The organism is Bacteroides clarus (genome assembly GCF_015555825.1).
GTDB lineage: Bacteria > Bacteroidota > Bacteroidia > Bacteroidales > Bacteroidaceae > Bacteroides > Bacteroides clarus.
In genome coordinates this window covers 49,967-72,046 of record NZ_JADNLF010000003.1, presented here as the reverse complement: position 1 = coordinate 72,046, position 22,080 = coordinate 49,967, and the positions used below count along the sequence as shown (strand labels likewise).

Sequence of the window (22,080 nt, the reverse complement as noted above, 5' to 3'; positions counted from 1 at the left end):
ACGTTTTATCCTTTTATTATCAAGAAAAAAGGCAGCATTCAAATGAAATCCTGCCTCTCTCTGTAATTTGGGAATACAATCTCTTATTGCTTGTTTTTCATATATTCATCAGCTTTCTCCTTAGCACGAGCTACTCGTTTCGCCGTATCCGGATGAGATGAAAACATCTTTTGGAATTTAGACTCCTTGGGAGCTTCCGCTGAAAGTTCCAGCAGTTTATTCAAAGCATTATACATGGCATAAGGATCCAAATTATTCTTTATAGAAAATTCAAAACCGTAATCGTCCGCTTCCGTTTCCTGCTTTTGGGAGTATTGCGCACCCGCCAAAGCTTCCGCCATAGCGCCTAACTCGGAATCAGTCAGCTTTGATACGGTAGAGCTTGCAGCGCCTGCGGCATTCTTCACTGCAGAACGAAGATAAGCGCTCTTCATAGCATCTTTGGAGTCTGTATGAATTACATGGCCTATCTCATGACCTACCACAGCCATCACTTCATCATCCGTCATAATATCCATTAACCCGGCGCAAATACGTACGCTGCCGTCACCGCAAGCAAAAGCGTTCACGTCGATAACTTCATAAACGCCAAAGTTTACTTTCAGACCATCCACCTCTTTAATATGCCCGGTCAGTTTTTCCAGACGCTTACCATACTCCGTATCGGGTTTGGTCAAAGGATTGTGAGTATCCATCCATTGCATATACTCCTTGCTCATAGCTGCAATATCCGCATCCGAAAGAGTTATAGCTTTAGCGGCATCAGTGCCGGCCTGAACAACCTTACCTACATTTATTTTCTTACCGCCAATTTTAAACTGCGCATAAGCAGTTGTAGTGTAAGTCATTCCGCATACAATAGCGGCGAAAATCAGAATTTGTTTTTTCATGTTGTTTGGTTTGTTTTAATGGATTATTTTATAAAAGAAAGCCGTTTAACCGACCCACGATTAAACGGCTTTTATCTTTGCTTTAATTCTTCATTCTTTTACTTGATTATTCCCAATTCCCTGAAGCATTTAGTCAACTTCTCAACGGCATAATCTACCTGTTCCTTAGTATGAGTAGCCATCAATGCTACGCGTACCAATGTATCTTGAGGAGCGCATGCAGGCGGAATTACCGGATTGATAAAGATACCTTCATCAAAAGCCATCTTCGTTACGACAAATGTCTTCTCCGTATCACGCACATACAAAGGTATGATAGGCGATTCGGTTTCACCAATCTCAAAACCGGCATCACGGAAACTCTTCAATGCGTAATTGGTAATATCCCATAGGCGTTGAATGCGTTCCGGTTCTGATTTAATAATATGGAGAGCTTCACGGGCTGCAGCCGTTGCTCCAGGCGTACTGCTTGCCTGGAATATATAAGAACGGGCATTGTGACGCAACCAGTTGATGACATCTTTGTCACCCGCGATAAAACCGCCGATAGAAGCCAATGACTTACTGAAAGTTCCCATTATCAGGTCGATATCTTCGGTCACTCCGAAATGGTCGCAAACACCACGGCCTTGCTTACCGAATACACCCAAACCGTGAGCTTCGTCCACATAAATACTGGCATTATATTTCTTTTTCAAACGAACGATTTCCGGCAAATTAGCCAAATCACCCTCCATTGAGAATACGCCATCTACAACAATCAGCTTTACGGCATCCGGCTCACACTTCTGGAGTTCCTTTTCAAGGTCTTCCATATCATTGTGCTTATACTTTAATTGTGTAGCGAAAGAAAGGCGGCGTCCGTCTACGATAGAAGCATGGTCACGGTCATCACAAATAATGTAATCACCACGTCCTACCACCGCGGGAATAATACCTTCATTTACAGTAAAACCGGTAGAAAAACAAAGAGCTTCGTCTTTGCCTACGAATTCGGCCAATTCCTTTTCCAATTCAACATGTATATCAAGAGTACCATTCAGAAAACGGGAACCGGCACAACCTGTACCATATTTTTCAGTGGCAGCTATTGAAGCGTCAATGATTCGTTTGTCGTATGTCAGTCCCATATATGCGTTCGAACCGAACATCAGAACCTTTTTGCCATCCATCATCACCTCTGTATCCTGGTGGCTGTTAATTGTGCGGAAATAAGGGTATACCCCTTTTGCCATAAATTGTTGCGGCAAATCATATTTCGCGAATTTGTCTTGCAGTAAACCCATGAAATGTCTTTTATATAATGAATATTTAATTCTATTAAAAACAAGTTCTTAAAAACAGGGGGCAAAGATAGCAAAATATGTTGTTATCTGTTCCATTTACTCTAAAAAATCTGCTCTAACTCGTTTTAAGAGATTCATATGGTTAAAATTTAAAGGATTTATATTACTTTTGCATGACAGAAAACCCCATAGTAATATCCGTTTAAATGGACGATAGTAAAAAGAAAATATCATTTATAATAAATCCCATATCCGGTACGCAGGGTAAGGAGCAAATATTGAAATGGCTCGATGAAAAGCTGGATAAGAGCCGCTACATACCGGAAGTAATTTATACGGAATGGGCGGGGCACGCCGTTGAAATAGCCGCCCGGAAAGCTAAAGAAGAGGTTTTTGCCGTTGTTGCCATCGGCGGAGACGGAACAATCAACGAGATAGCACGCTCATTGGTGCACACCAAAACGGCATTGGGCATCATCCCATGCGGTTCCGGCAACGGGTTGGCACGCCATCTGCAGATTCCCATGGAGGCAAAAAAAGCAATTGATATTATCAATGAGGGATTGATAGATATCATTGACTATGGTAAAATCAATGATGTTCCTTTTTTCTGTACCTGCGGAGTAGGATTCGACGCATTTGTCAGTCTGCAATTTTCCAAAGCCGGCAGGAGAGGCCCGCTCATATATCTGGAGAAGACACTGCTTGAAAGCCTCAAGTACAAGCCGGAAACATATGAGTTGGAGATGGATGGCAGTACCTCGCGATACAAAGCTTTCCTGATAGCATGCGGCAACGCCTCACAATATGGAAATAACGCCTATATAACCCCACAGGCCACGTTAAATGACGGATTGCTGGATGTTACTATTTTGGAGCCTTTTACCGTATTGGACGTACCGGCATTATCATTCCAGTTGTTCAACAAGACTATCGACCAAAACAGCCGTATAAAGACTTTCCGTTGTAAAACACTTCGTATTCACCGTTCCAAACCGGGAGTGATACATTTCGATGGAGACCCGATGATGATGGGAGAAAACATCGATGTGAATATCCTCAAAAGGGGCTTACAGGTTATTGTACCCAAGAATGCCGAAAAAGACACTTCAAACGTATTGCAACGTGCCCAGGATTACATCAATGGCCTGAAACAAATAAATGAAGCCATAATGGAAGACATTACCCATACGAATAGAAGGATATTGGATAAAGGCAAGGAACAAATAAAAAGACTCAGAAAAAATTAAACTCTACGAGTGACGTTGCAGCTGTTTTAGGATTGATAATTTTACTATCAACTGCTAGATACGGTTGTTTTTTAAAATAAACTCTTCTGTTTTGATACGTCTGTAATATGTTTTATGTATTTTTGCATGATATTTATGCAGTAAAGGGCATTGTATAGCCAAAAGAATAAATTATAAAGTTATATATAATAATATGTATAGATCACACACCTGTGGAGAATTGCGTATCTCCGACGTTAATAAGCAAGTGACGCTGGCAGGTTGGGTACAGCGCAGCCGTAAGATGGGAGGTATGACATTCGTAGACCTTCGCGACCGTTACGGAATCACCCAATTAGTATTTAATGAAGAAGTAGATGCCGAACTTTGCGAGCAGGCCAACCGCTTGGGCCGTGAATTCGTAATTCAAATAGTAGGAACGGTAAATGAGCGTTTCAGCAAAAACAAAAATATTCCTACGGGAGATATCGAAATCATTGTTTCAGAACTGAATATACTTAATTCAGCTTTAACTCCGCCTTTCACAATCGAAGATAATACGGACGGCGGCGATGATATCCGTATGAAATACCGTTATCTGGACTTACGCCGCGCCGCAGTACGCAAGAATCTGGAGTTGCGTCATAAAATGACAATCGAGGTACGTAAATATCTGGATAGCAAAGGATTCATTGAAGTAGAGACTCCTCTTCTCATCGGTTCCACCCCGGAAGGCGCGCGCGACTTTGTTGTTCCCTCACGTATGAACCCGGGACAATTCTATGCACTGCCGCAGAGCCCTCAAACATTGAAGCAATTACTGATGGTTTCAGGCTTTGACCGCTACTTCCAAATCGCGAAATGTTTCCGTGACGAAGACCTCCGTGCCGACCGCCAACCGGAATTTACACAAATCGACTGTGAAATGTCTTTTGTACAACAAGACGATGTAATCGAGCTCTTTGAAGGTATGGCAAAGTACCTTTTCAAGGAAATTCGTGGTGTTGAGTTGACAGAACCGTTCCAGCGGATGCCTTGGGCGGATGCCATGAAATATTATGGAAGCGACAAACCCGATTTACGCTTCGGTATGAAGTTTGTGGAATTGATGGACATCATGAAAGGCCATGGTTTCTCTGTATTCGACAATGCCGCATATATCGGCGGTATTTGTGCGGAAGGCGCCGCAAGCTACACCCGCAAACAATTGGACGCCTTGACCGAATTCGTAAAGAAACCGCAAATCGGAGCAAAGGGTATGGTATATGCCCGTATAGAAGCTGACGGTACTGTAAAATCGAGTGTCGACAAGTTCTATACACAAGAAGTTCTGCAAGATATGAAAGCAGCCTTTGGCGCAAAACCCGGCGACTTGATTCTTATCTTGAGCGGTGATGATGTAATGAAAACCCGCAAGCAACTGAACGAACTTCGTCTTGAAATGGGTAATCAATTAGGCTTACGCGACAAGAATAAGTTTGCATTGCTTTGGATAGTCGACTTCCCCATGTTTGAATGGAGTGAAGAAGAAGGTCGCTTAATGGCTATGCATCATCCGTTTACGCATCCGAAGGATGAAGATATTCCTTTGTTGGACACAGATCCTGCGGCTGTTCGCGCCGATGCTTACGATATGGTATGTAACGGTATTGAAGTGGGGGGTGGCTCTATCCGTATCCACGATGCCCAATTGCAGGCTAAGATGTTCGAAATATTGGGCTTCACACCGGAAAAGGCTGAAGAACAGTTCGGCTTTTTGATGAATGCCTTCAAATTCGGCGCACCTCCTCATGGCGGTTTGGCTTACGGCCTTGACCGTTGGGTAAGCATCTTTGCCGGCCTCGACAGTATCCGTGACTGCATTGCATTCCCGAAGAATAACTCCGGCCGCGATGTCATGTTGGATGCGCCTTCGGCCATCGACCAAAAGCAATTGGATGAACTGAACCTTATTGTTGAGGTAAAAGAATAAAAACCAGAGAACAGGAGAGAGTGAAAGAGTCCACACGTATTTGCCGTTTTGCAGTAATCGGTACGCTAAACGCCTTAATAACAGCAATCACCATCTGGATAATGATGGATGGATTGGATATTAATTACATGCTCTCCAATGTCACTGCATATATACTGGCACAGACTCATAACTTTATCTGGTGCAAGTATTGGATATTCCCAACAGAAAAAAAGAGCAACACTTGGCGACAAGTGCTGCTCTTTTCCATAGCCTTCGGAATGGCTTATTGCGCACAATTCCTTTTCCTCATCGGATTGGTAGAGGGGTTGAATTGTGATGAATATCTCGCCCAGTTCTTGGGACTATTTGTATATGGCGGAGTTAACTTCTTGATGAACAGAAAGGTCACGTTCAAATAAAAGTATTCCTTTCCTTTAATCTAAGAAGCGTTTGGTCAATCCCTCATAAGCATCGATTCTGCGGTCGCGCAAGAACGGCCACCAACGGCGAACATTCTCCGAACGCTCCATATCCACTTCCACTACAATATTTTCCGGCTGTTCATTACCTGCTTGTGCCAAAAATTCACCTTGCGGCCCAACCACAAAGCTATTTCCCCAAAACCGGATACCGTTTGTCTGCATGGAAGGATCGGGTTCATGTCCCACACGATTCACCGAAATAACCGGAAGACCGTTTGCTACGGCATGTCCACGCTGAGAGATTATCCATGCGTTGAGCTGACGGGCTTTCTCATCATCTGTATCACTGCTTTCCCAACCGATAGCGGTAGGATAAATCAGTAATTCGGCTCCCTTCAGCGCCATAAGACGAGCAGCTTCGGGATACCACTGGTCCCAACAAACCAAAACGCCCAATTTCCCCAAAGACGTCTGTATAGGTTCAAATCCCAAATCTCCGGGGGTAAAATAGAACTTTTCATAATAAGCCGGATCGTCCGGAATGTGCATCTTGCGATATTTCCCGGCAATGCTTCCGTCACGTTCAAAAACAACAGCCGTATTATGATATAAACCCGGAGCGCGTTTTTCAAATAACGAGGTTACCAATACAATGTTGTTGGCAGCCGCCAACTCTGAATAGAAACCGGTTGACGGTCCGGGAATAGGTTCCGCCAAGTCAAACAGTTGGGTATTCTCCGTCTGGCAGAAATAGAGTGAGTTGTGCAGTTCCTGCAACACCACTAACTGTGCACCATGAGTGGCACATGCTTCGATGCTCTTGGCCAGATTCATCAGATTAATGCGCATATCCGCAACATTTGCCTGCTGAATAATACCGACTTTTATTTTTCTCATAATCTATATTTCTTTTGAATGTTTTTCTTTTTGTCTATCTGATTACTCCTATCGGATATTGCATCGTGACACAGTGCAGCGAACCATGTTGTTTTATCAAAGCACGACAGTCTATACCTACAATCTCATGTCCGGGAAAAGCTTCTTGCAACACCTCTTTGGCACGGATATCATTCTCCGGCTGATTATACGTAGGATATAACACTGCATCATTAATTATCAAAAAGTTAGCATACGTAGCCGGCAGCCTTTCTCCCTCCACTTCTATTTTATCAGCCATTGGCAGTGCCAACAGTTTATAAGGTTCTCCTGCGAGTGTTCGGAACGTTTTAAGCTGCTCTTCCATTCGATACAATTCCTCATAATGTTCATCATTCACATCCCGGCACTGCACATAAGCAATCGTATCCGGCGAGCACAAACGGACAAGCGTATCTATGTGGCTGTCCGTATCATCTCCGGCCAAATATCCATAATCCAGCCAAAGTACCCGTTCAAGATGAAAGGCGGAGCGAAGATACTCCTCAATCTCCACTTTATTTAACTGACCGTTACGGTTAGGCGACAGCAGGCACTCCGAAGTGGTAAGCAATGTTCCCATACCGTCACTTTCAATGGAACCGCCTTCCAGCACAAAACCTAAACGGTTCACATATCGGCCTTTGAGAATTCCGGTTTCAACAGCCCGGCGTGTTATTTGATTGTCTTTGTCCGAAGCGAATTTCAAACCCCAACCATTAAATGTAAAATCAAGCAGAGAAGGCCCTTCCGTATCTATCATAGTGATAGCTCCATGGTCGCGTGCCCAAGTATCATTCGTCTCACACTCCAGAAAACGAACATTATCCATGTTGACCGTCATGGAGATTTGCTTTTTTACTTCCTCCGGTTCCGGAGTTACGATTAGCAGCAACTCCCGCTTTGCTATTTCGGAAGCAATGGCAATAAAACATTGCTGTACCTCTTCCAGCATATAAGCCCAGTCGGTATTCGCATGAGGCCATGTAAGCTGTATACCGCTCTGTAAAGTCCATTCTGCAGGCAGGTGAGGAGCACGTGTTTCCACCTGGAAGGTCATATTCTTGCCAAAACGCACTTGGCAATCTTTTTCCGTTCCTCCACCCAGGGGAAGTCCAACAAAATATCCCATATCATTCTAAGTCATTTAATTCGTTAAGTAAGGCAATGAAACTCGAGTACCGATATTCCTGAATCTCAATCTTCGTAAAGCCCTATTCTGCATTTCCCTAGTTCTACTTTAGAATTCTGAATCTCAGCTCTACGTTTCCATATCTCGACTTAAGGTTCGGAATACATTTATTTCTTTTCTTCCTTAGGCTTTCTGTCAAAGAACGGATTCTTGGAAGATGCGCTGACCGGAATAGCGAATACAGCCTTGCAATCTTTCAGCCAATTCATTCGCTGCGCAGCCAGCCCCGCAGAAAACATTACCCGGGTATCTACCCTCATATCGGCGGCCATAGCGCAAGCCGATCCGACGGCAATCCCCACATCAACTGTATTCAAGGCGCATGGTACCCCCTCGGAACGTCCGGCACAAGTTGGAAAACCACAATGTCCGCAGTTCAAGCCTTGTGCCTGCTCGCGCGTACCTATTATAACGACACATTCGGCCTGTAAGACATTTGCAGCATCACGAAGAAAGAACTTCATGCCCAGCTCTTCGGCCATGGCAATCATTTTTTCCGAAAGCTTTTTCAAATCTTCTCCCGTAACCAGCGCAGTTTCAATTACATCTACACCTTTTCCTTTAGGCGCCGTACGTGCGGCGGTCATCATTTGTCTCGCCACATTGAGCACATGTTCATGGCGGCAATCCCGTTCGTTTTGTATCATACTTTTTCCTGAATTAATTAGTGATACAAAGATAAAAGTATAAAGTTATCTTTGCAAATCTTTTTTCCTTACCTTTGCAATAAAGACTAAAGTATTTATTTATGCTACAAATAGAGGATGCCAGTATTGCATACGGTGATGAGATATTATTCTCCAAATTCAACCTGCAATTGAAAAGGGGAGAGATTGCCAGCATTTCCGGTTCGTCGGGATGCGGGAAGACATCTCTTCTCAATGCCATACTGGGTTTTACTCCGTTAAAAGAAGGACGTATTACTGTCAATAACATCATATTGGATAAAAACAGCATAGACCTCATTCGCAAACAAATAGCTTGGATTCCACAAGAATTGGCACTTCCATTAGAGTGGGTAAGAGACATGATTCAACTACCTTTCGGTCTAAAAGCCAATCGAACCACACCGTTTTCCGAAGCACAATTATTCAACTGCTTTGAGGAATTAGGACTTGAAAGAGAACTATATTATAAGCGTGTAAATGAGATATCCGGCGGACAACGCCAACGTATGATGATAGCCGTAGCTTCCATGATTAACAAACCTTTAATCATCGTAGACGAGCCAACCTCTGCGCTCGACTCGGGCTCTACGGAGAGAGTACTTGCCTTTTTACGGCATCAAACCCGTAAGGGAACCGCTGTGCTGGCTGTGTCACACGACAAAGATTTTACCGGAGGATGTGACCGGCATATAATAATGTAATCAACCTGATAAAAATAAAACCATGAGTTTTGCCGGATTTGTCTTTGATATGATACGCCGTGATAAGGAGAATCGCAATTTACGTCTTCTTCGCCGGGAACGTCTCAATGAACGTTTAGATAAAATGTACAAAGGGCATGGTATGCCACGAAACACAACAGCAGAAGACATGGAAAAGATAACCAGACTTACCCGGCAAAAGGAATATTCCGAGCAGAGGTACACCGTGCGGATGATGTTGATTATTATGGGAATTTGTATTCTTACTGCGTCTGTATTGGTTTTCATATTTACCCGCTAATTCCATAAGAAAAAAAAGGCCTACCGAAATACTAATGAATTTTCCAAGATTTATTAATAAATTCCTGGAAATTTATTAATAAATTCTTCCGTAATTTATTAATAGCGCTACCTTTGCATTACAAGCTATCGGAAATATTTATGGGAACTATCGACATATCATACCTCAGCCTGGGCATCGGACTACTTCTACTATTAATACCCTTATTCTATATATGGAAGTTCAAGACAGGTCTGCTGCGTGCAACTCTCATCGGTACGGCGCGTATGATTGTGCAGCTTTTCTTCATCGGCGTCTATCTGAAATTCCTTTTTCTGTGGAATAATCCGTGGATTAATTTTCTATGGGTAATCGTCATGATACTCGTAGCTTCGCAAACGGCATTGGCACGCACACAACTGAAACGCAAGATATTACTGATACCTATATCCATAGGCTTTCTGTGTAGTGTGGCATGTGTGGGAATGTATTTCATAGGAATCGTGCTGCGTCTTGAAAATATGTTCAGTGCCCAGTATTTCATTCCAATTTTCGGCATACTGATGGGGAATATGCTATCCAGCAATGTCATAGCCCTAAATACTTATTATAGCGGATTGAAACGCGAACAGCAACTTTACCGTTATCTGCTTGGCAACGGGGCTACCCGTACCGAAGCGCAAGCACCGTTTATCCGTCAGGCCATTATCAAGGCATTCAGTCCGCTCATCGCCAATATCTCCGTCATGGGCTTGGTCGCATTTCCCGGAACAATGATCGGACAGATATTGGGTGGGAGCAGTCCGAATGTCGCTATCAAATATCAGATGATGATTATGGTTATCACATTTACGGCATCTATGCTTTCGCTGATGATAACCATTTCATTGGCTTCGCGTAAGTCTTTCGACGCTTACGGAAAGTTACAACCTGTCATGATAGAAAAAAAAGTAAAAAGTAAACCGTAGTTCGCTACTTTTTCGTATATTTGCAACCAAATTTTCTACTGATAATGAAAATTAAGGAGATAGTAAGCGCCCTTGAACGGTTCGCGCCTCTGCCATTGCAAGACGGATTTGATAATGCCGGCCTGCAAATAGGATTGACAGATGCGGAAGCAACAGGGGCTTTGTTGTGTCTTGACGTTACTGAAGCCGTATTGGATGAAGCGATTGCGTTAGGATATAATCTTGTTATATCGCATCATCCGCTCATTTTTAAAGGTTATAAATCCATTACAGGAAAGGATTATGTGGAACGTTGTATCTTGAAAGCCATCAAGAACGACATTGTCATTTATTCCGCCCACACCAACCTTGATAATGCGCCGGAAGGAGTAAATTTCAAGATTGCCGAGAAAATAGGATTGAAGAATGTACGTGTACTGGAAGCTAAAGAAAACGCTTTGCTGAAGTTGGTCACATTTGTTCCTACAGACCGGGCAGAAGAAGTACGCGCGGCATTGGCATTTGCCGGATGCGGATGTGTAGGCAATTATGATTCGTGCAGCTACAATGTGGAAGGTGAGGGGATGTTCCGTGCCCGTGAAGGCGCCAATCCTTATTGTGGGGAAATCGGTGAACTGCATGTGGAAAAAGAAGTGCGTATCGAAACCATTCTGCCAACTTACCGAAAAGCGGAAATGATAAAAGCGTTACTTACCGCACATCCATACGAGGAGCCTGCATTTGATTTATATCCGTTGCAAAACTCTTGGCAACAGGCCGGAGCAGGCGTTATCGGCGAATTGGAAACTCCGGAAACCGAGTTGGAATTCTTAAAGCGTATCAAGAAAACCTTTGAAGCAGGTTGCCTGAGACACAACAAACTGACCGGACGCGAGATACAAACCGTTGCTCTATGTGGTGGTGCAGGTGCTTTCCTTATGCCGCTTGCCATACGTAACCATGCAGATGTCTTCATCACTGGCGAGATAAAATATCACGATTATTTCGGCCATGATACAGATATCCTGTTGGCGGAGATAGGGCATTACGAAAGCGAACAATATACAAAAGAAATATTTTATACAATAATCCGGGAGTTGTTTCCTAATGTTGAGGTTCAACAGAGTAAAGTGAATACAAATCCCATAAAATACATGTAATTAAAATGGCTAAAGAAGCAAAAAAAGATCCCCAGGAATTGACAGTGGAACAAAAACTGAAAGCCTTGTTCCAACTACAGACTATGTTGTCTAAAATCGATGAAATCAAGACGTTGAGAGGCGAGCTTCCTTTGGAAGTGCAAGACTTGGAAGATGAAATTGCCGGTTTGAGTACCCGCATCGAAAGAATCCAGTCGGAAGTTGCCGATTTGAAATCCGCTATCGCAACCAAGAGAGTGGAAATCGAAACAGCAAAGGCTTCTGTAGCTAAATATAAAGAGCAACAGGAAAATGTACGCAACAACCGCGAATATGACTTCCTGAGTAAAGAAATAGAGTTCCAAACTTTAGAAATTGAACTTTGCGAAAAGAGAATTAAAGAATTCTCCGCTGATGAAGAAGTTAAATCTCAGGAAGCTGCAGACAGTACCGCTGCTTTGGAAGAAAGGCAAAAAGACCTGGACGTAAAGAAGAATGAATTGGACGAAATCATCTCAGAGACCAAGCAGGAAGAAGAAAAACTGAGAGACAAGGCTAAAGAGCTCGAAACTAAAATAGAGCCGCGTTTGCTTCAATCTTTTAAACGTATCCGCAAGAACTCACGTAATGGTCTGGGTATCGTGTACGTACAGCGTGACGCTTGTGGCGGTTGCTTCAACAAAATTCCGCCCCAAAGACAATTGGATATTCGTTCACGCAAGAAAATCATCGTTTGCGAATATTGCGGACGTATTATGATTGACCCTGAACTGGCAGGTATCACTCCCGAAGTGAAAGAAGAACCGGTAAAGGAAAAGCCGACAAGAAGCAGAAAGAAAGCGGCAGACGCTGAATAAATTCCGCAAGAATCGCGATAAACAAATAAAGGTTTAGGTTGTTATCAATCCCATAAAATAACAACCTAAACCTTTTTTTATGAATATAAAAGCTTGGAGCAGTACATTGCTCGTCCTATGTTTTTCTTTTGCGGCATGGGCACAGAACAGCAGCCGCTACTTGGAGAAACCGCTTCCACAAGGCTGGGGAACCGAAACTGCTCATGCCATCCCCGGAGACGATAATATGTTCGACGGCCAAATACAACCCGTAAATGACAAATGGTGGAAGGCTTTTGATGATCCGATGCTCGATTCACTGATAACAACGGCATCCACCAAGAACTTTTCAGTTCTTTCAGCCATAGACCGCATGGATATGGCGAAAACCAATTGGCGAATAGAACGGGGGAGTTTCTTTCCTTCCGTTTCCTTGAATGGTGGATGGGCACGTCAGCAAAGTAGCGGTAACGTAAGTGAAGTGCCACAATCCATAACCGGAGCATACAGTGCCTCGCTCAATGCAAGTTGGGAACTGGATATATTCGGAAATATCCGGCAACGGGTAAAAGCGCAGCGGGAAAATTTTGCCGCCAGCAAAGAAGAATACACCTCTGTTATGATTTCACTGTGTGCACAAATAGCGTCAGCCTACATCGGGCTACGTGAATTACAGCAAGAATTAAATGTCGTCACCCATAACTGCAATACGCAAGCGGCAGTGCTTGAAATTACCCGGGTCCGCTATAAAACTGGATTGGTATCCAAGCTGGATGTGTCTCAAGCCAAGTCTGTATACTATAGCACCAAAGCATCTATTCCTCAACTGGAATCCGGTATTAATCAATATATTACCACTCTGGCCATTTTACTCGGAACTTATCCTCAAGACATTCGCCCCACATTGGAGCAAAACGGTAAACTCCCCGATTATATGGAACCCGTAGGTGTCGGCATTCCGGCCGATTTGCTACTTCGCCGCCCGGATATCCGGCAGGCCGAACGGCAAGTCAATGCACAGGCTGCCTTACTTGGAGCTTCTAAAAGCGATTGGCTACCGCAGGTTTTTCTAAAAGGTTCCGTAGGCTACTCTTCTCATGACTTGAAGAATCTTACCAAACGAAACAGCATGACATTTGAGATTGCGCCAAGTCTTAGCTGGACCGTGTTCAGCGGTACAAAACTGGTGAATGCGACCCGGTTGGCACGTGCGCAATTGGATGAATCCATCCATCAGTTTAATCAAACAGTGCTCACAGCCGTGCAGGAAACTGATAATGCCATGAACGGTTACCGTAATTCTATCAAGCAGATTGTTGCCCTGCGCGAAGTATGCAATCAGGGAGAAGAAACTTTAAAACTATCATTAGACCTCTATAAGCAGGGATTGACCCCTTTTCAAAACGTTCTGGACGCCCTCCGCTCATTGCTGACTTATCAAAATCAGCTGACACATGCTCAGGGTAACTCACTGCAAGAGCTTATATCGCTCTACAAAGCATTGGGAGGAGGATATGAAATCACTAATCTCTAAATTTAAACCGAACCATATATGAAAAATCAAATGTACATCGCCCTGCTTGTCCTACCGTTATTGGCAGGATGCGGGAATAAAAAAGAAGCGGCACATACAATGCCTGCTCCGGAAATCAGCGTAGCCCGTCCAAGTGTACAAGACATTACACTTACTAAAAACTACCCCGGCTATCTGACCTCTGAAAAAACGGTAGATTTAGTAGGCAGAGTCAGTGGTACGCTGCAAACCGTAGCCTATACACCCGGTAGCCGGGTACATCAAGGACAAGTGCTTTTCCAAATTGAACCAACTGTTTATCAAGATAATGTGCGACAGGCGGAGGCGGCTCTGAATACGGCACGGGCCAATCTTGAATATGCGCAGAACAATTATGCCCGTATGCAGGAAGCCGCAAAAACGGATGCCGTCAGTCAGATACAGGTATTGCAATCCAAATCGAATGTGGCTACTTCACTGGCAGCCGTAAGTAATGCCGAAGCTGCATTGAATACAGCACGCACCAACTTGGGTTATTGTACGGTACGTGCTCCGTTCGACGGAACAATCAGTCGCAACCTTGCAGATGCGGGAAGTTATATAAACGGCAGTGCGCAACCTGTAACCTTGGCTACCATTTATAAAGACGATCATCTGTATTCCTATTTTAATGTAGCAGATAATCAATGGCTTGCCATGCTGATACAGCAGGGGGAAAGCATTCCCAAACAGGTCAATGTCAGCTTGGGGAAAGACGGCATACTGAATTATCCGGCACAGCTGGATTATCTTTCGCCCAATGTAGACTTGAATACCGGCACACTGAATATTCGTGCCCGACTGGATAATCCCAAAGGTATCTTGAAAAGCGGACTTTATGTCAGCATCACACTACCTTATGGAAAACAGAAAAATGCAATCCTCATACCTGATGCCTCTATCGGTACAGACCAACTGGGTAAATACGTGTATGTAGTCAATGATTCGGACATCGTGCACTACCGTCACATCGAGACAGGACAACTGATAGGGGACAGTCTGCGGCAAATAAAACAAGGAATTTCCCCGCAGGAAAGGTATGTAACGAAAGCCCTGATGAAAGTCAGAAACGGCATGCGGATAAACCCCGTCCAATAATTCACACTGTATATATCACCATTCAAAAAAAACAAGGAATTATGTTTTCAAAATTCTTCATAGACCGTCCTATATTCGCAACTGTACTGGCACTGCTCATTGTCGTGGCGGGATTGGTCACGCTAGGCATTCTGCCCATTGCGCAATACCCGGACATTACACCGCCTACCGTACAGGTGAGTGCTGTTTATCCCGGAGCCAATGCGCAGACGGTGGCTCAAACCGTCGGTATTCCTATCGAGCAGCAAGTCAACGGAGTAGACGGGATGCTTTATATGTCTTCCAACTCATCCTCATCGGGGGCATATTCGCTTACCATTACTTTTGCAGTAGGTACAGATATTGACATGGCTACCGTACAGGTGCAAAACCGAGTCAGTGTGGCGCAATCATCACTGCCTGCCCCTGTAGTGGTACAAGGAGTTACGGTGCAGAAGCAGTCCAGCAATATCGTTATGTTCCTGACAATGAAGTCCGACAACAAAAATTACGACGGTCTTTACCTCAGCAACTATGCCAAACTGAATCTTGTGGATCAATTGACCCGTGTACCCGGTGTGGGTGCACTCAATGTAATGGGAGCAGGAGACTATTCCATGCGCATCTGGCTCGACCCTGACGCTATGCGTATCCGTAATCTCTCACCGGCAGATGTTTATCAGGCTATTCAGGCGCAGAATGTAGAGGTTAGCGCCGGAAACGTAGGACAGCCTATCGGAAATGACAACAGAAATGCTTATCAATACAGCCTGACTGTAAAAGGGAGGCTGACTTCACCCGAGGAATTCGGTAACATTATCCTTCGTACGGAAAGCGGCGGAAAGATTCTCCGTCTGCGTGATGTAGCCCATATAGACCTGGGCTCGGCATCTTACAGTGTCGTCTCTCAGCTAGACGGAAAACCTACAGCTGCCATCGCCATTTACCAGCAACCGGGAAGCAATTCATTGGACGTATCAAAAGGTGTCAAAACAAAGATGCAAGAGTTATCGCAGAATTTCCCGGCAGGCATACAGTATAATGTAACGCTCGATACAACAGACGTTATCCATGCATCCATTGACGAAGTAATGGTGACTTTCTTTGAAACAACGCTATTGGTAGTGCTTGTAATCTTCCTCTTTCTACAAAACTGGCGGGCTGTCATCATTCCTTGTATCACGATACCTGTTTCACTGATTGGTACGCTGGCAATCATGTCGTTATTCGGTTTCTCTATCAATACATTAACACTATTCGGACTGATATTGGCGGTTGCCATCGTAGTGGATGATGCTATTGTGGTTGTAGAAAACTCCACGCGTCTGTTGGATACCGGGCGATATACGGCACGGCAAGCTGTAACGGAAGCAATGGGAGAGATTACAGGCCCCATCGTGGGGGTGGTTTTAGTATTGCTTGCCGTATTTATCCCTACCACCCTTGTCAGCGGAATATCAGGACAGTTGTACAAACAGTTTGCCTTGACCATTGCAGCCAGTACCGTATTAAGCGGTATCAACTCACTGACTCTGACACCTGCACTCTGCGCATTAATGCTTCAACCCACCAAACCCTCGAAATTTCCTCTGTATAAAGGATTTAACCGTTTGTACGACAAGACGCAAGGAGTGTATGACAAAGCAGTGGGCTATTTGTTGCAACGGCCTTTTGCCGCAATGGCTTCCTATGCTGTATTTACGATAATCGCTGTATTGCTGTTCGTTAAGTGGCCCTCTACTTTTATACCGGAAGAAGATGACGGATATTTCCTCGCTGTTGTGCAACTTCCACCTGCATCAAGCTTGGAACGCACGCAAGCAGTGGGAAAACAAATCAATGCTTTGCTCGACACTTATCCCGAAGTAAAGAATTATATCGGAATATCCGGCTTTTCCGTTATGGGCGGGGGAGAACAGAGTAATGCAGCCACCTACTTCGTTGTCCTGAAAAACTGGAATGAACGCAAAGGGAAGAAACATACGGCATCGGCCGTCGTTGACCGTTTCAATATGGAAGCCTACGGTATTCAGGAAGCTGAAGTCTTTGCAATGGTTCCGCCCGCCATTCCCGGGCTGGGTGCCACCGGCGGGCTGCAACTGCAATTGGAAGACCGTAACAATCTCGGTACTACCGAAATGCAGCGTGCCGTAGAAAATTTAATGGAGCACTATCGTGAGTATCCGGCCTTGACATCTGTCAGCAGCCAATATCAAGCAAATGTTCCTCAGTATTTCCTGAATATAGACCGAGACAAAGTGCAATTAATGGGCATACAGTTGAACAGCGTTTTCACCGTCTTAGGATATTATATGGGGGAAGCCTACGTTAACGACTATGTACAGTTCGGACGCATTTACCAAGTAAAATTGGGAGCTGGCGACCGTGCCCAACGTGTTATTGACGACGTACTCAAATTAAGTGTATCTAATGCTTCGGGAGAGATGGTCCCTTTCTCTTCTTTCACACAGATAGACGAACAACTGGGTATGGACCAAATCAACCGGTATAATATGTATTCTACCGCATCCATTACCTGCAATGCTTCTCCGGGAAGTAGCTCCGGAGAAGCTATCAAGCAAGCGGAGAGTCTGATAAAGAATCAACTCGGTAATGAATTCGGCTACGAATGGACTTCCGTTGCCTATCAAGAGACACAGGCAGGAACAACTACAACTGTCGTCTTTATCATGGCGTTATTAGTGGCTTTCCTCGTACTCGCCGCACAATACGAAAGCTGGACCAGCCCGGTATCTGCCGTAATGGGGCTTCCGGTAGCATTGCTCGGCGCAATGCTGGGGTGTTATGTAATGGGAACTCCGGTCAGCATCTACACTCAAATCGGTATAATCCTGTTAGTGGCGCTATCCGCCAAGAACGGTATCCTGATTGTAGAATTCGCACGTGATTTCCGTGCACAAGGTAACAGTATCCGTGACGCTGCATTCCAGGCGGGACATATCCGGCTTCGTCCTATTCTGATGACTTCATTGGCATTTGTGCTGGGAGTCATGCCACTTCTGTTTGCCACAGGGGCAGGGGCGGGAAGCCGTGTTGCTCTTGGAGCGGCAGTGGTGTTCGGTATGGCGCTAAATACATTACTTGCAACGGTTTATATTCCCAATTTCTATGAACTGATGCAAAAGCTGCAAGAAAAGTTCGGAAAGAATATAGCCAAATAAAAAAGTCCAGTTTCCTTATTTTGAATTAATTTCATACATTTGCGGATTGAGCAAATGTATGAAATTAATAATATGGGACTTAGATATACTTTAATATATGTGTTGTGTTTCAGCATGAGCATCGCTTTGCAAGCACAACAGCAAACATTGGAAAGCAAAATTGACGATTTCCTTAAAGGAAAGAAAGCCATGGTAGGCGTGGCTGTATTGACAGACCGGAACAAAATCCTGCTGCACAACAACAAGATGAACTATCCGTTGCTAAGCGTATTCAAATTCCACGTAGCACTGGCTGTATTGGACAAGATGAACAAGCAGGGAACTCCATTAGACCATATCGTTCATGTAAAAGCATCTCAGTTGCAGCCAAATACTTACAGTCCGTTACGGCAAAAGTATCCCAATCAAGATCTCGATATCTCATTAGGAGAGCTTTTACGATACAGCATCTCGCTAAGTGATAACAATGCTTGCGACATCCTCATAGAATATGCCGGTGGGATAGGGCATATCCATCAGTATATTAACAAGTTAGGTATCTGCAATTTTAATCTGTCCGAAACGGAAGATTCCATGCACCGGAATCCCTCAAAGACATATCTGAATTGGAGTACTCCCGCTGAAATGGTACGATTACTGGAAATAGCTGACACAAAGGAACTATTCGATCCCATATACAAGAATTTTTTATGGAATACCATGATAGCAACCAGTACCGGAAGCAATAAACTGAAGGGATTATTGCCTTCCAACGCAATTGTAGGGCATAAGACAGGCTCTTCCGACCGTAATTCGGAAGGTGTGAAAATTGCAGATAATGATGCCGGAGTCGTAATCATGCCTGACGGAAAGAAGTATTATATCGCCGTTTTTGTAATGAATTCACGTGAGACAGACGATGAAAATGCCGCTATTATCGCCCGTATTTCCCGGATGGTATACGATGAATACTTATCTGAAAGCTATATCTCCCAAGAGGGAGAGAGATAAGTATAGGGCTGAACCATATTCATCCCGTAACTGAATGCCTTTCACTCCCGGAGTGAGTATGATTCGTTTGGTGAGTAATTCAAAGGCTTGTGTAGTCAGGAATATCTTGTAAGAAAGTATAGCCATTCCGCTCATAATCCATACGGCAGCAATAATGCCTGATACCATTGCTCACTATCAGATAGTCCACTTTCAATACCATGTTATAGCGGGTAATCTGATCGAAAACCTTTTGGGTGATTTCTACCTCGGGAGCTTTATATTCTATAATCATACGCGCTGTAAGGTCTCGTCTATAAAGAACTGTATCACAACGTTTTTTAGTACCGTTTAACTGTACCTGCACTTCGTTTGCCATAAGCGCCTGCGGATAACTCTTATGTGCCATAAGAAAGTGCACAAAATGCTGTCGTACCCACTCTTCCGGAGTCAAGGCAACATATCGGCGACGGATAACATCAAAAATACTCCTTTTTCCATCCCTTACAACAATCTTGGCATCAAACGCAGGCAGATTCAGTGAGAACATTCTACTTTAATTTCTTGTTTTTACTTTTTTATTGTATTTTTGTGAGTTAAATAATCGCTTCCTAACGACTTTAGGGAACAAATTTAATGAAATCTTATGAAAACAAAAGAAGAAATCGTAGCTAATTGGCTACCCCGTTACACAAAACGTAACCTGGAAGATTTTGGAGAGTATATTCTGTTGACCAACTTCAACAAGTATGTAGAAATTTTCGCCGAAAAATTCAATGTTCCCATTCTTGGTAAGGACGCCAATATGATTTCTGCCAGCGCGGAAGGAATGACTATTATCAACTTCGGAATGGGAAGCCCTAATGCCGCCATTATCATGGATTTATTAAGCGCCATCCAACCCAAAGCCTGTCTGTTTCTGGGCAAGTGCGGAGGCATAGACAAGAAAAACAGGATAGGAGATCTTATCCTTCCAATCGCCGCTATCCGCGGTGAAGGTACTTCAAACGACTATTTTCCGCCGGAAGTACCGTCATTGCCGGCATTTATGTTACAGCGTGCCGTTTCGTCCGCCATTCGTGACTATGCCCGTGATTATTGGACAGGTACTGTATACACCACCAACCGTCGCATTTGGGAACATGATGAAGATTTTAAAAAATATCTCAAGAAAACCCGTGCCATGGCAGTTGATATGGAGACGGCAACCTTGTTCAGCTGCGGTTTTGCCAACCATATTCCAACCGGCGCCTTGCTATTAGTATCCGACCAGCCCATGATTCCGGAAGGCGTCAAGACTGATAAAAGCGATAGCATAGTAACTCAAAACTATGTAACAGAGCATGTTGAAATCGGTATTGCATCTCTACGTATGATTATTGATGAAAAGAAAACGGTAAAACATCTGAAATTCGACTGGTAAAACCAAGAAACATGGCAAAGCAAGATATTACATGTGACGACATCATAAAGGAGTTGAAAACCGGACAATACCGCCCTATCTATTATTTAATGGGAGAAGAACCGTATTACATCGATCTCATTTCAGGCTATATAACAGATAATGTACTGAACGAAACCGAAAAGGAATTCAACTTAACCGTAGTATACGGCGCAGATGTAGATGTGGCTACAATCATCAATGCTGCCAAACGCTATCCAATGATGTCCGAACACCAGGTAGTAGTAGTGAAGGAAGCACAAAACATACGCAATATGGAGGAACTTTCCTACTATCTTCAAAAGCCCTTGCTATCCACCATATTGGTAATATGCCACAAACATGGTGTATTGGACAGAAGGAAAAAGCTTGCTGCCGAAATAGAGAAGTCCGGTATACTGTTTGAGTCCAAAAAAGTAAAAGATGCCCAACTACCGGCATTCATCACATCTTATATGAAGCGTAAGGGAGTAGATCTTGAACCCAAAGCAACTTCCATGCTTGCTGATTTTGTGGGAACCGACCTCAGCCGCCTTACCGGTGAGCTGGAGAAACTGATTATTACACTTCCAAAAGGTCAGACACGCGTCACCCCCGAACAGATAGAGCATAACATAGGAATCAGTAAGGATTATAATAACTTTGAACTTCGTAGCGCCATTGTAGAAAAGGATGTTTTAAAGGCTAATAGAATAATAAAATATTTTGAAGAAAATCCGAAAACCAATCCAATTCAAATGACTTTATCTTTACTTTTTGGCTTCTTTTCCAATTTAATGTTAGCTTATTATGCTCCTGAAAAGTCTGAGCAGGGCATTGCCGCATTCTTAGGTTTAAAGAGTCCATGGCAGTCTCGTGAATATCTTAATGCCATGCGGAGATATAATGGGGTAAAGACCATGCAAATCATTGGAGAAATACGATATGCAGATGCCAAATCTAAAGGAGTAGGAAACTCTTCATTAAACGACGGAGCTCTCTTGCGGGAGTTGGTCTTTAAAATCTTACATTGATTTCCACATTTGCTTCTCTTTATATAAAAGGAGGAAATATAAAAATAACTCATTTCTATATCATATTGTCACATTTAGGGGGATTTCCCCCTTTTTTTCTATTATCATGATTCCTCAACGGTGTAGAAAAAGAGATAATAAATTGTAATACAATAAAATACGCTAAAAATAAGCCTCTGAGAATCTTTTTTTTCCAACCATTCGGACTTTTATATTGAAAGAAAGCAAAGATTTTATTATTATTACATTACAAAGTAATAGAAGATTAGCCCATTTCTATTTTGTCACCCATTTTCATTTAAGAAAGAGTATGCTCCTCATTAAGTTTAGTAAACTTAATGAGAGAATAGTTGTATGATACAACCATGATATATTACTTATGTAAAA

Annotated in this window: 20 protein-coding genes; 14 read left to right on the top strand and 6 right to left on the bottom strand. The window is 43.5% G+C overall.

The features are described 5' to 3' along the window. Window positions 1–83: 83 nt before the first annotated feature. Together I2F54_RS04355 and spt are read right to left on the bottom strand one after the other, a co-directional pair. Window positions 84–890 (bottom strand): M48 family metallopeptidase, encoded by an 807-nt coding sequence (locus tag I2F54_RS04355; protein WP_009120925.1) that lies wholly within the window; start codon window positions 888–890, stop codon window positions 84–86. A gap of 98 nt (window positions 891–988) precedes the next feature. Beyond that, window positions 989–2,176, bottom strand: coding sequence for a serine palmitoyltransferase (spt, locus tag I2F54_RS04350; protein WP_009120924.1), 1,188 nt, complete (start codon window positions 2,174–2,176; stop codon window positions 989–991). A 206-nt stretch (window positions 2,177–2,382) separates the two neighbouring features. Here spt and I2F54_RS04345 point away from each other — a divergent pair, with 206 nt between their 5' ends. From I2F54_RS04345 to I2F54_RS04335, 3 genes are all read left to right on the top strand, one after another. After that, entirely contained in the window at window positions 2,383–3,426 is a 1,044-nt protein-coding gene (locus I2F54_RS04345) for a diacylglycerol/lipid kinase family protein (protein ID WP_009120923.1), read from the top strand. 193 nt (window positions 3,427–3,619) lie between these two features. Next, entirely contained in the window at window positions 3,620–5,377 is a 1,758-nt protein-coding gene (aspS, locus tag I2F54_RS04340; protein ID WP_195500597.1) for an aspartate--tRNA ligase, read from the top strand. 20 nt (window positions 5,378–5,397) lie between these two features. Then, the gene (locus I2F54_RS04335) at window positions 5,398–5,778 is read left to right on the top strand and encodes a GtrA family protein (RefSeq protein WP_009120921.1); all 381 of its coding nucleotides are present in this window, start codon (window positions 5,398–5,400) and stop codon (window positions 5,776–5,778) included. Window positions 5,779–5,793: 15 nt separating this feature from the next. Here I2F54_RS04335 and I2F54_RS04330 read toward each other — a convergent pair whose 3' ends face one another. The 3 genes from I2F54_RS04330 to I2F54_RS04320 form a co-directional block, all read right to left on the bottom strand. Then, window positions 5,794–6,678, bottom strand: a complete 885-nt coding sequence (locus I2F54_RS04330; protein WP_022219112.1) for a carbon-nitrogen hydrolase — start codon at window positions 6,676–6,678, stop codon at window positions 5,794–5,796. A gap of 34 nt (window positions 6,679–6,712) precedes the next feature. Beyond that, window positions 6,713–7,828 carry an agmatine deiminase family protein gene (locus tag I2F54_RS04325; RefSeq protein WP_195500596.1) on the bottom strand — a complete coding sequence of 372 codons (1,116 nt, stop codon included), beginning with the start codon at window positions 7,826–7,828 and terminating at the stop codon, window positions 6,713–6,715. A 167-nt stretch (window positions 7,829–7,995) separates the two neighbouring features. After that, complete coding sequence (locus tag I2F54_RS04320; protein WP_009120918.1) at window positions 7,996–8,535, bottom strand: ferredoxin domain-containing protein; 540 nt, start codon at window positions 8,533–8,535, stop codon at window positions 7,996–7,998. 101 nt (window positions 8,536–8,636) lie between these two features. Here I2F54_RS04320 and I2F54_RS04315 point away from each other — a divergent pair, with 101 nt between their 5' ends. The 9 genes from I2F54_RS04315 (at window position 8,637) to bla (ending at window position 19,260) form a co-directional block, all read left to right on the top strand. Next, a complete protein-coding gene (locus tag I2F54_RS04315; RefSeq protein WP_022219110.1) occupies window positions 8,637–9,257 on the top strand; it encodes an ABC transporter ATP-binding protein in 621 nt (206 codons plus the stop codon). A 22-nt stretch (window positions 9,258–9,279) separates the two neighbouring features. After that, window positions 9,280–9,558, top strand: a complete 279-nt coding sequence (locus I2F54_RS04310; protein ID WP_022219109.1) for a hypothetical protein — start codon at window positions 9,280–9,282, stop codon at window positions 9,556–9,558. Window positions 9,559–9,698: 140 nt separating this feature from the next. Beyond that, window positions 9,699–10,505, top strand: coding sequence for an ABC transporter permease (locus I2F54_RS04305; protein ID WP_118468691.1), 807 nt, complete (start codon window positions 9,699–9,701; stop codon window positions 10,503–10,505). A 44-nt stretch (window positions 10,506–10,549) separates the two neighbouring features. After that, on the top strand, window positions 10,550–11,644 hold the full coding sequence (locus tag I2F54_RS04300; protein ID WP_118468688.1) for a Nif3-like dinuclear metal center hexameric protein: 1,095 nt from the start codon (window positions 10,550–10,552) through the stop codon (window positions 11,642–11,644). A 5-nt stretch (window positions 11,645–11,649) separates the two neighbouring features. Continuing rightward, entirely contained in the window at window positions 11,650–12,480 is an 831-nt protein-coding gene (locus I2F54_RS04295) for a zinc ribbon domain-containing protein (RefSeq protein WP_022219106.1), read from the top strand. Window positions 12,481–12,559: 79 nt separating this feature from the next. Then, window positions 12,560–13,993, top strand: a complete 1,434-nt coding sequence (locus I2F54_RS04290; RefSeq protein ID WP_118468686.1) for an efflux transporter outer membrane subunit — start codon at window positions 12,560–12,562, stop codon at window positions 13,991–13,993. Between the two features lie 18 nt (window positions 13,994–14,011). Then, a complete protein-coding gene (locus tag I2F54_RS04285; protein WP_009120911.1) occupies window positions 14,012–15,109 on the top strand; it encodes an efflux RND transporter periplasmic adaptor subunit in 1,098 nt (365 codons plus the stop codon). Window positions 15,110–15,150: 41 nt separating this feature from the next. After that, window positions 15,151–18,270: an efflux RND transporter permease subunit gene (locus I2F54_RS04280; protein WP_118468682.1), complete on the top strand. Its 3,120-nt coding sequence runs from the start codon at window positions 15,151–15,153 to the stop codon at window positions 18,268–18,270. Window positions 18,271–18,342: 72 nt separating this feature from the next. Then, window positions 18,343–19,260, top strand: a complete 918-nt coding sequence (bla, locus tag I2F54_RS04275) for a class A beta-lactamase, subclass A2 (protein ID WP_195500595.1) — start codon at window positions 18,343–18,345, stop codon at window positions 19,258–19,260. A gap of 79 nt (window positions 19,261–19,339) precedes the next feature. Here bla and I2F54_RS04270 read toward each other — a convergent pair whose 3' ends face one another. Continuing rightward, entirely contained in the window at window positions 19,340–19,789 is a 450-nt protein-coding gene (locus I2F54_RS04270; protein WP_009120908.1) for a type I restriction enzyme HsdR N-terminal domain-containing protein, read from the bottom strand. 96 nt (window positions 19,790–19,885) lie between these two features. Here I2F54_RS04270 and I2F54_RS04265 point away from each other — a divergent pair, with 96 nt between their 5' ends. After that, window positions 19,886–20,662 (top strand): AMP nucleosidase, encoded by a 777-nt coding sequence (locus tag I2F54_RS04265; RefSeq protein ID WP_022219100.1) that lies wholly within the window; start codon window positions 19,886–19,888, stop codon window positions 20,660–20,662. 11 nt (window positions 20,663–20,673) lie between these two features. Then, window positions 20,674–21,693 (top strand): DNA polymerase III subunit delta, encoded by a 1,020-nt coding sequence (holA, locus tag I2F54_RS04260; protein ID WP_195500594.1) that lies wholly within the window; start codon window positions 20,674–20,676, stop codon window positions 21,691–21,693. The last annotated feature ends 387 nt before the right edge of the window (window positions 21,694–22,080 follow it).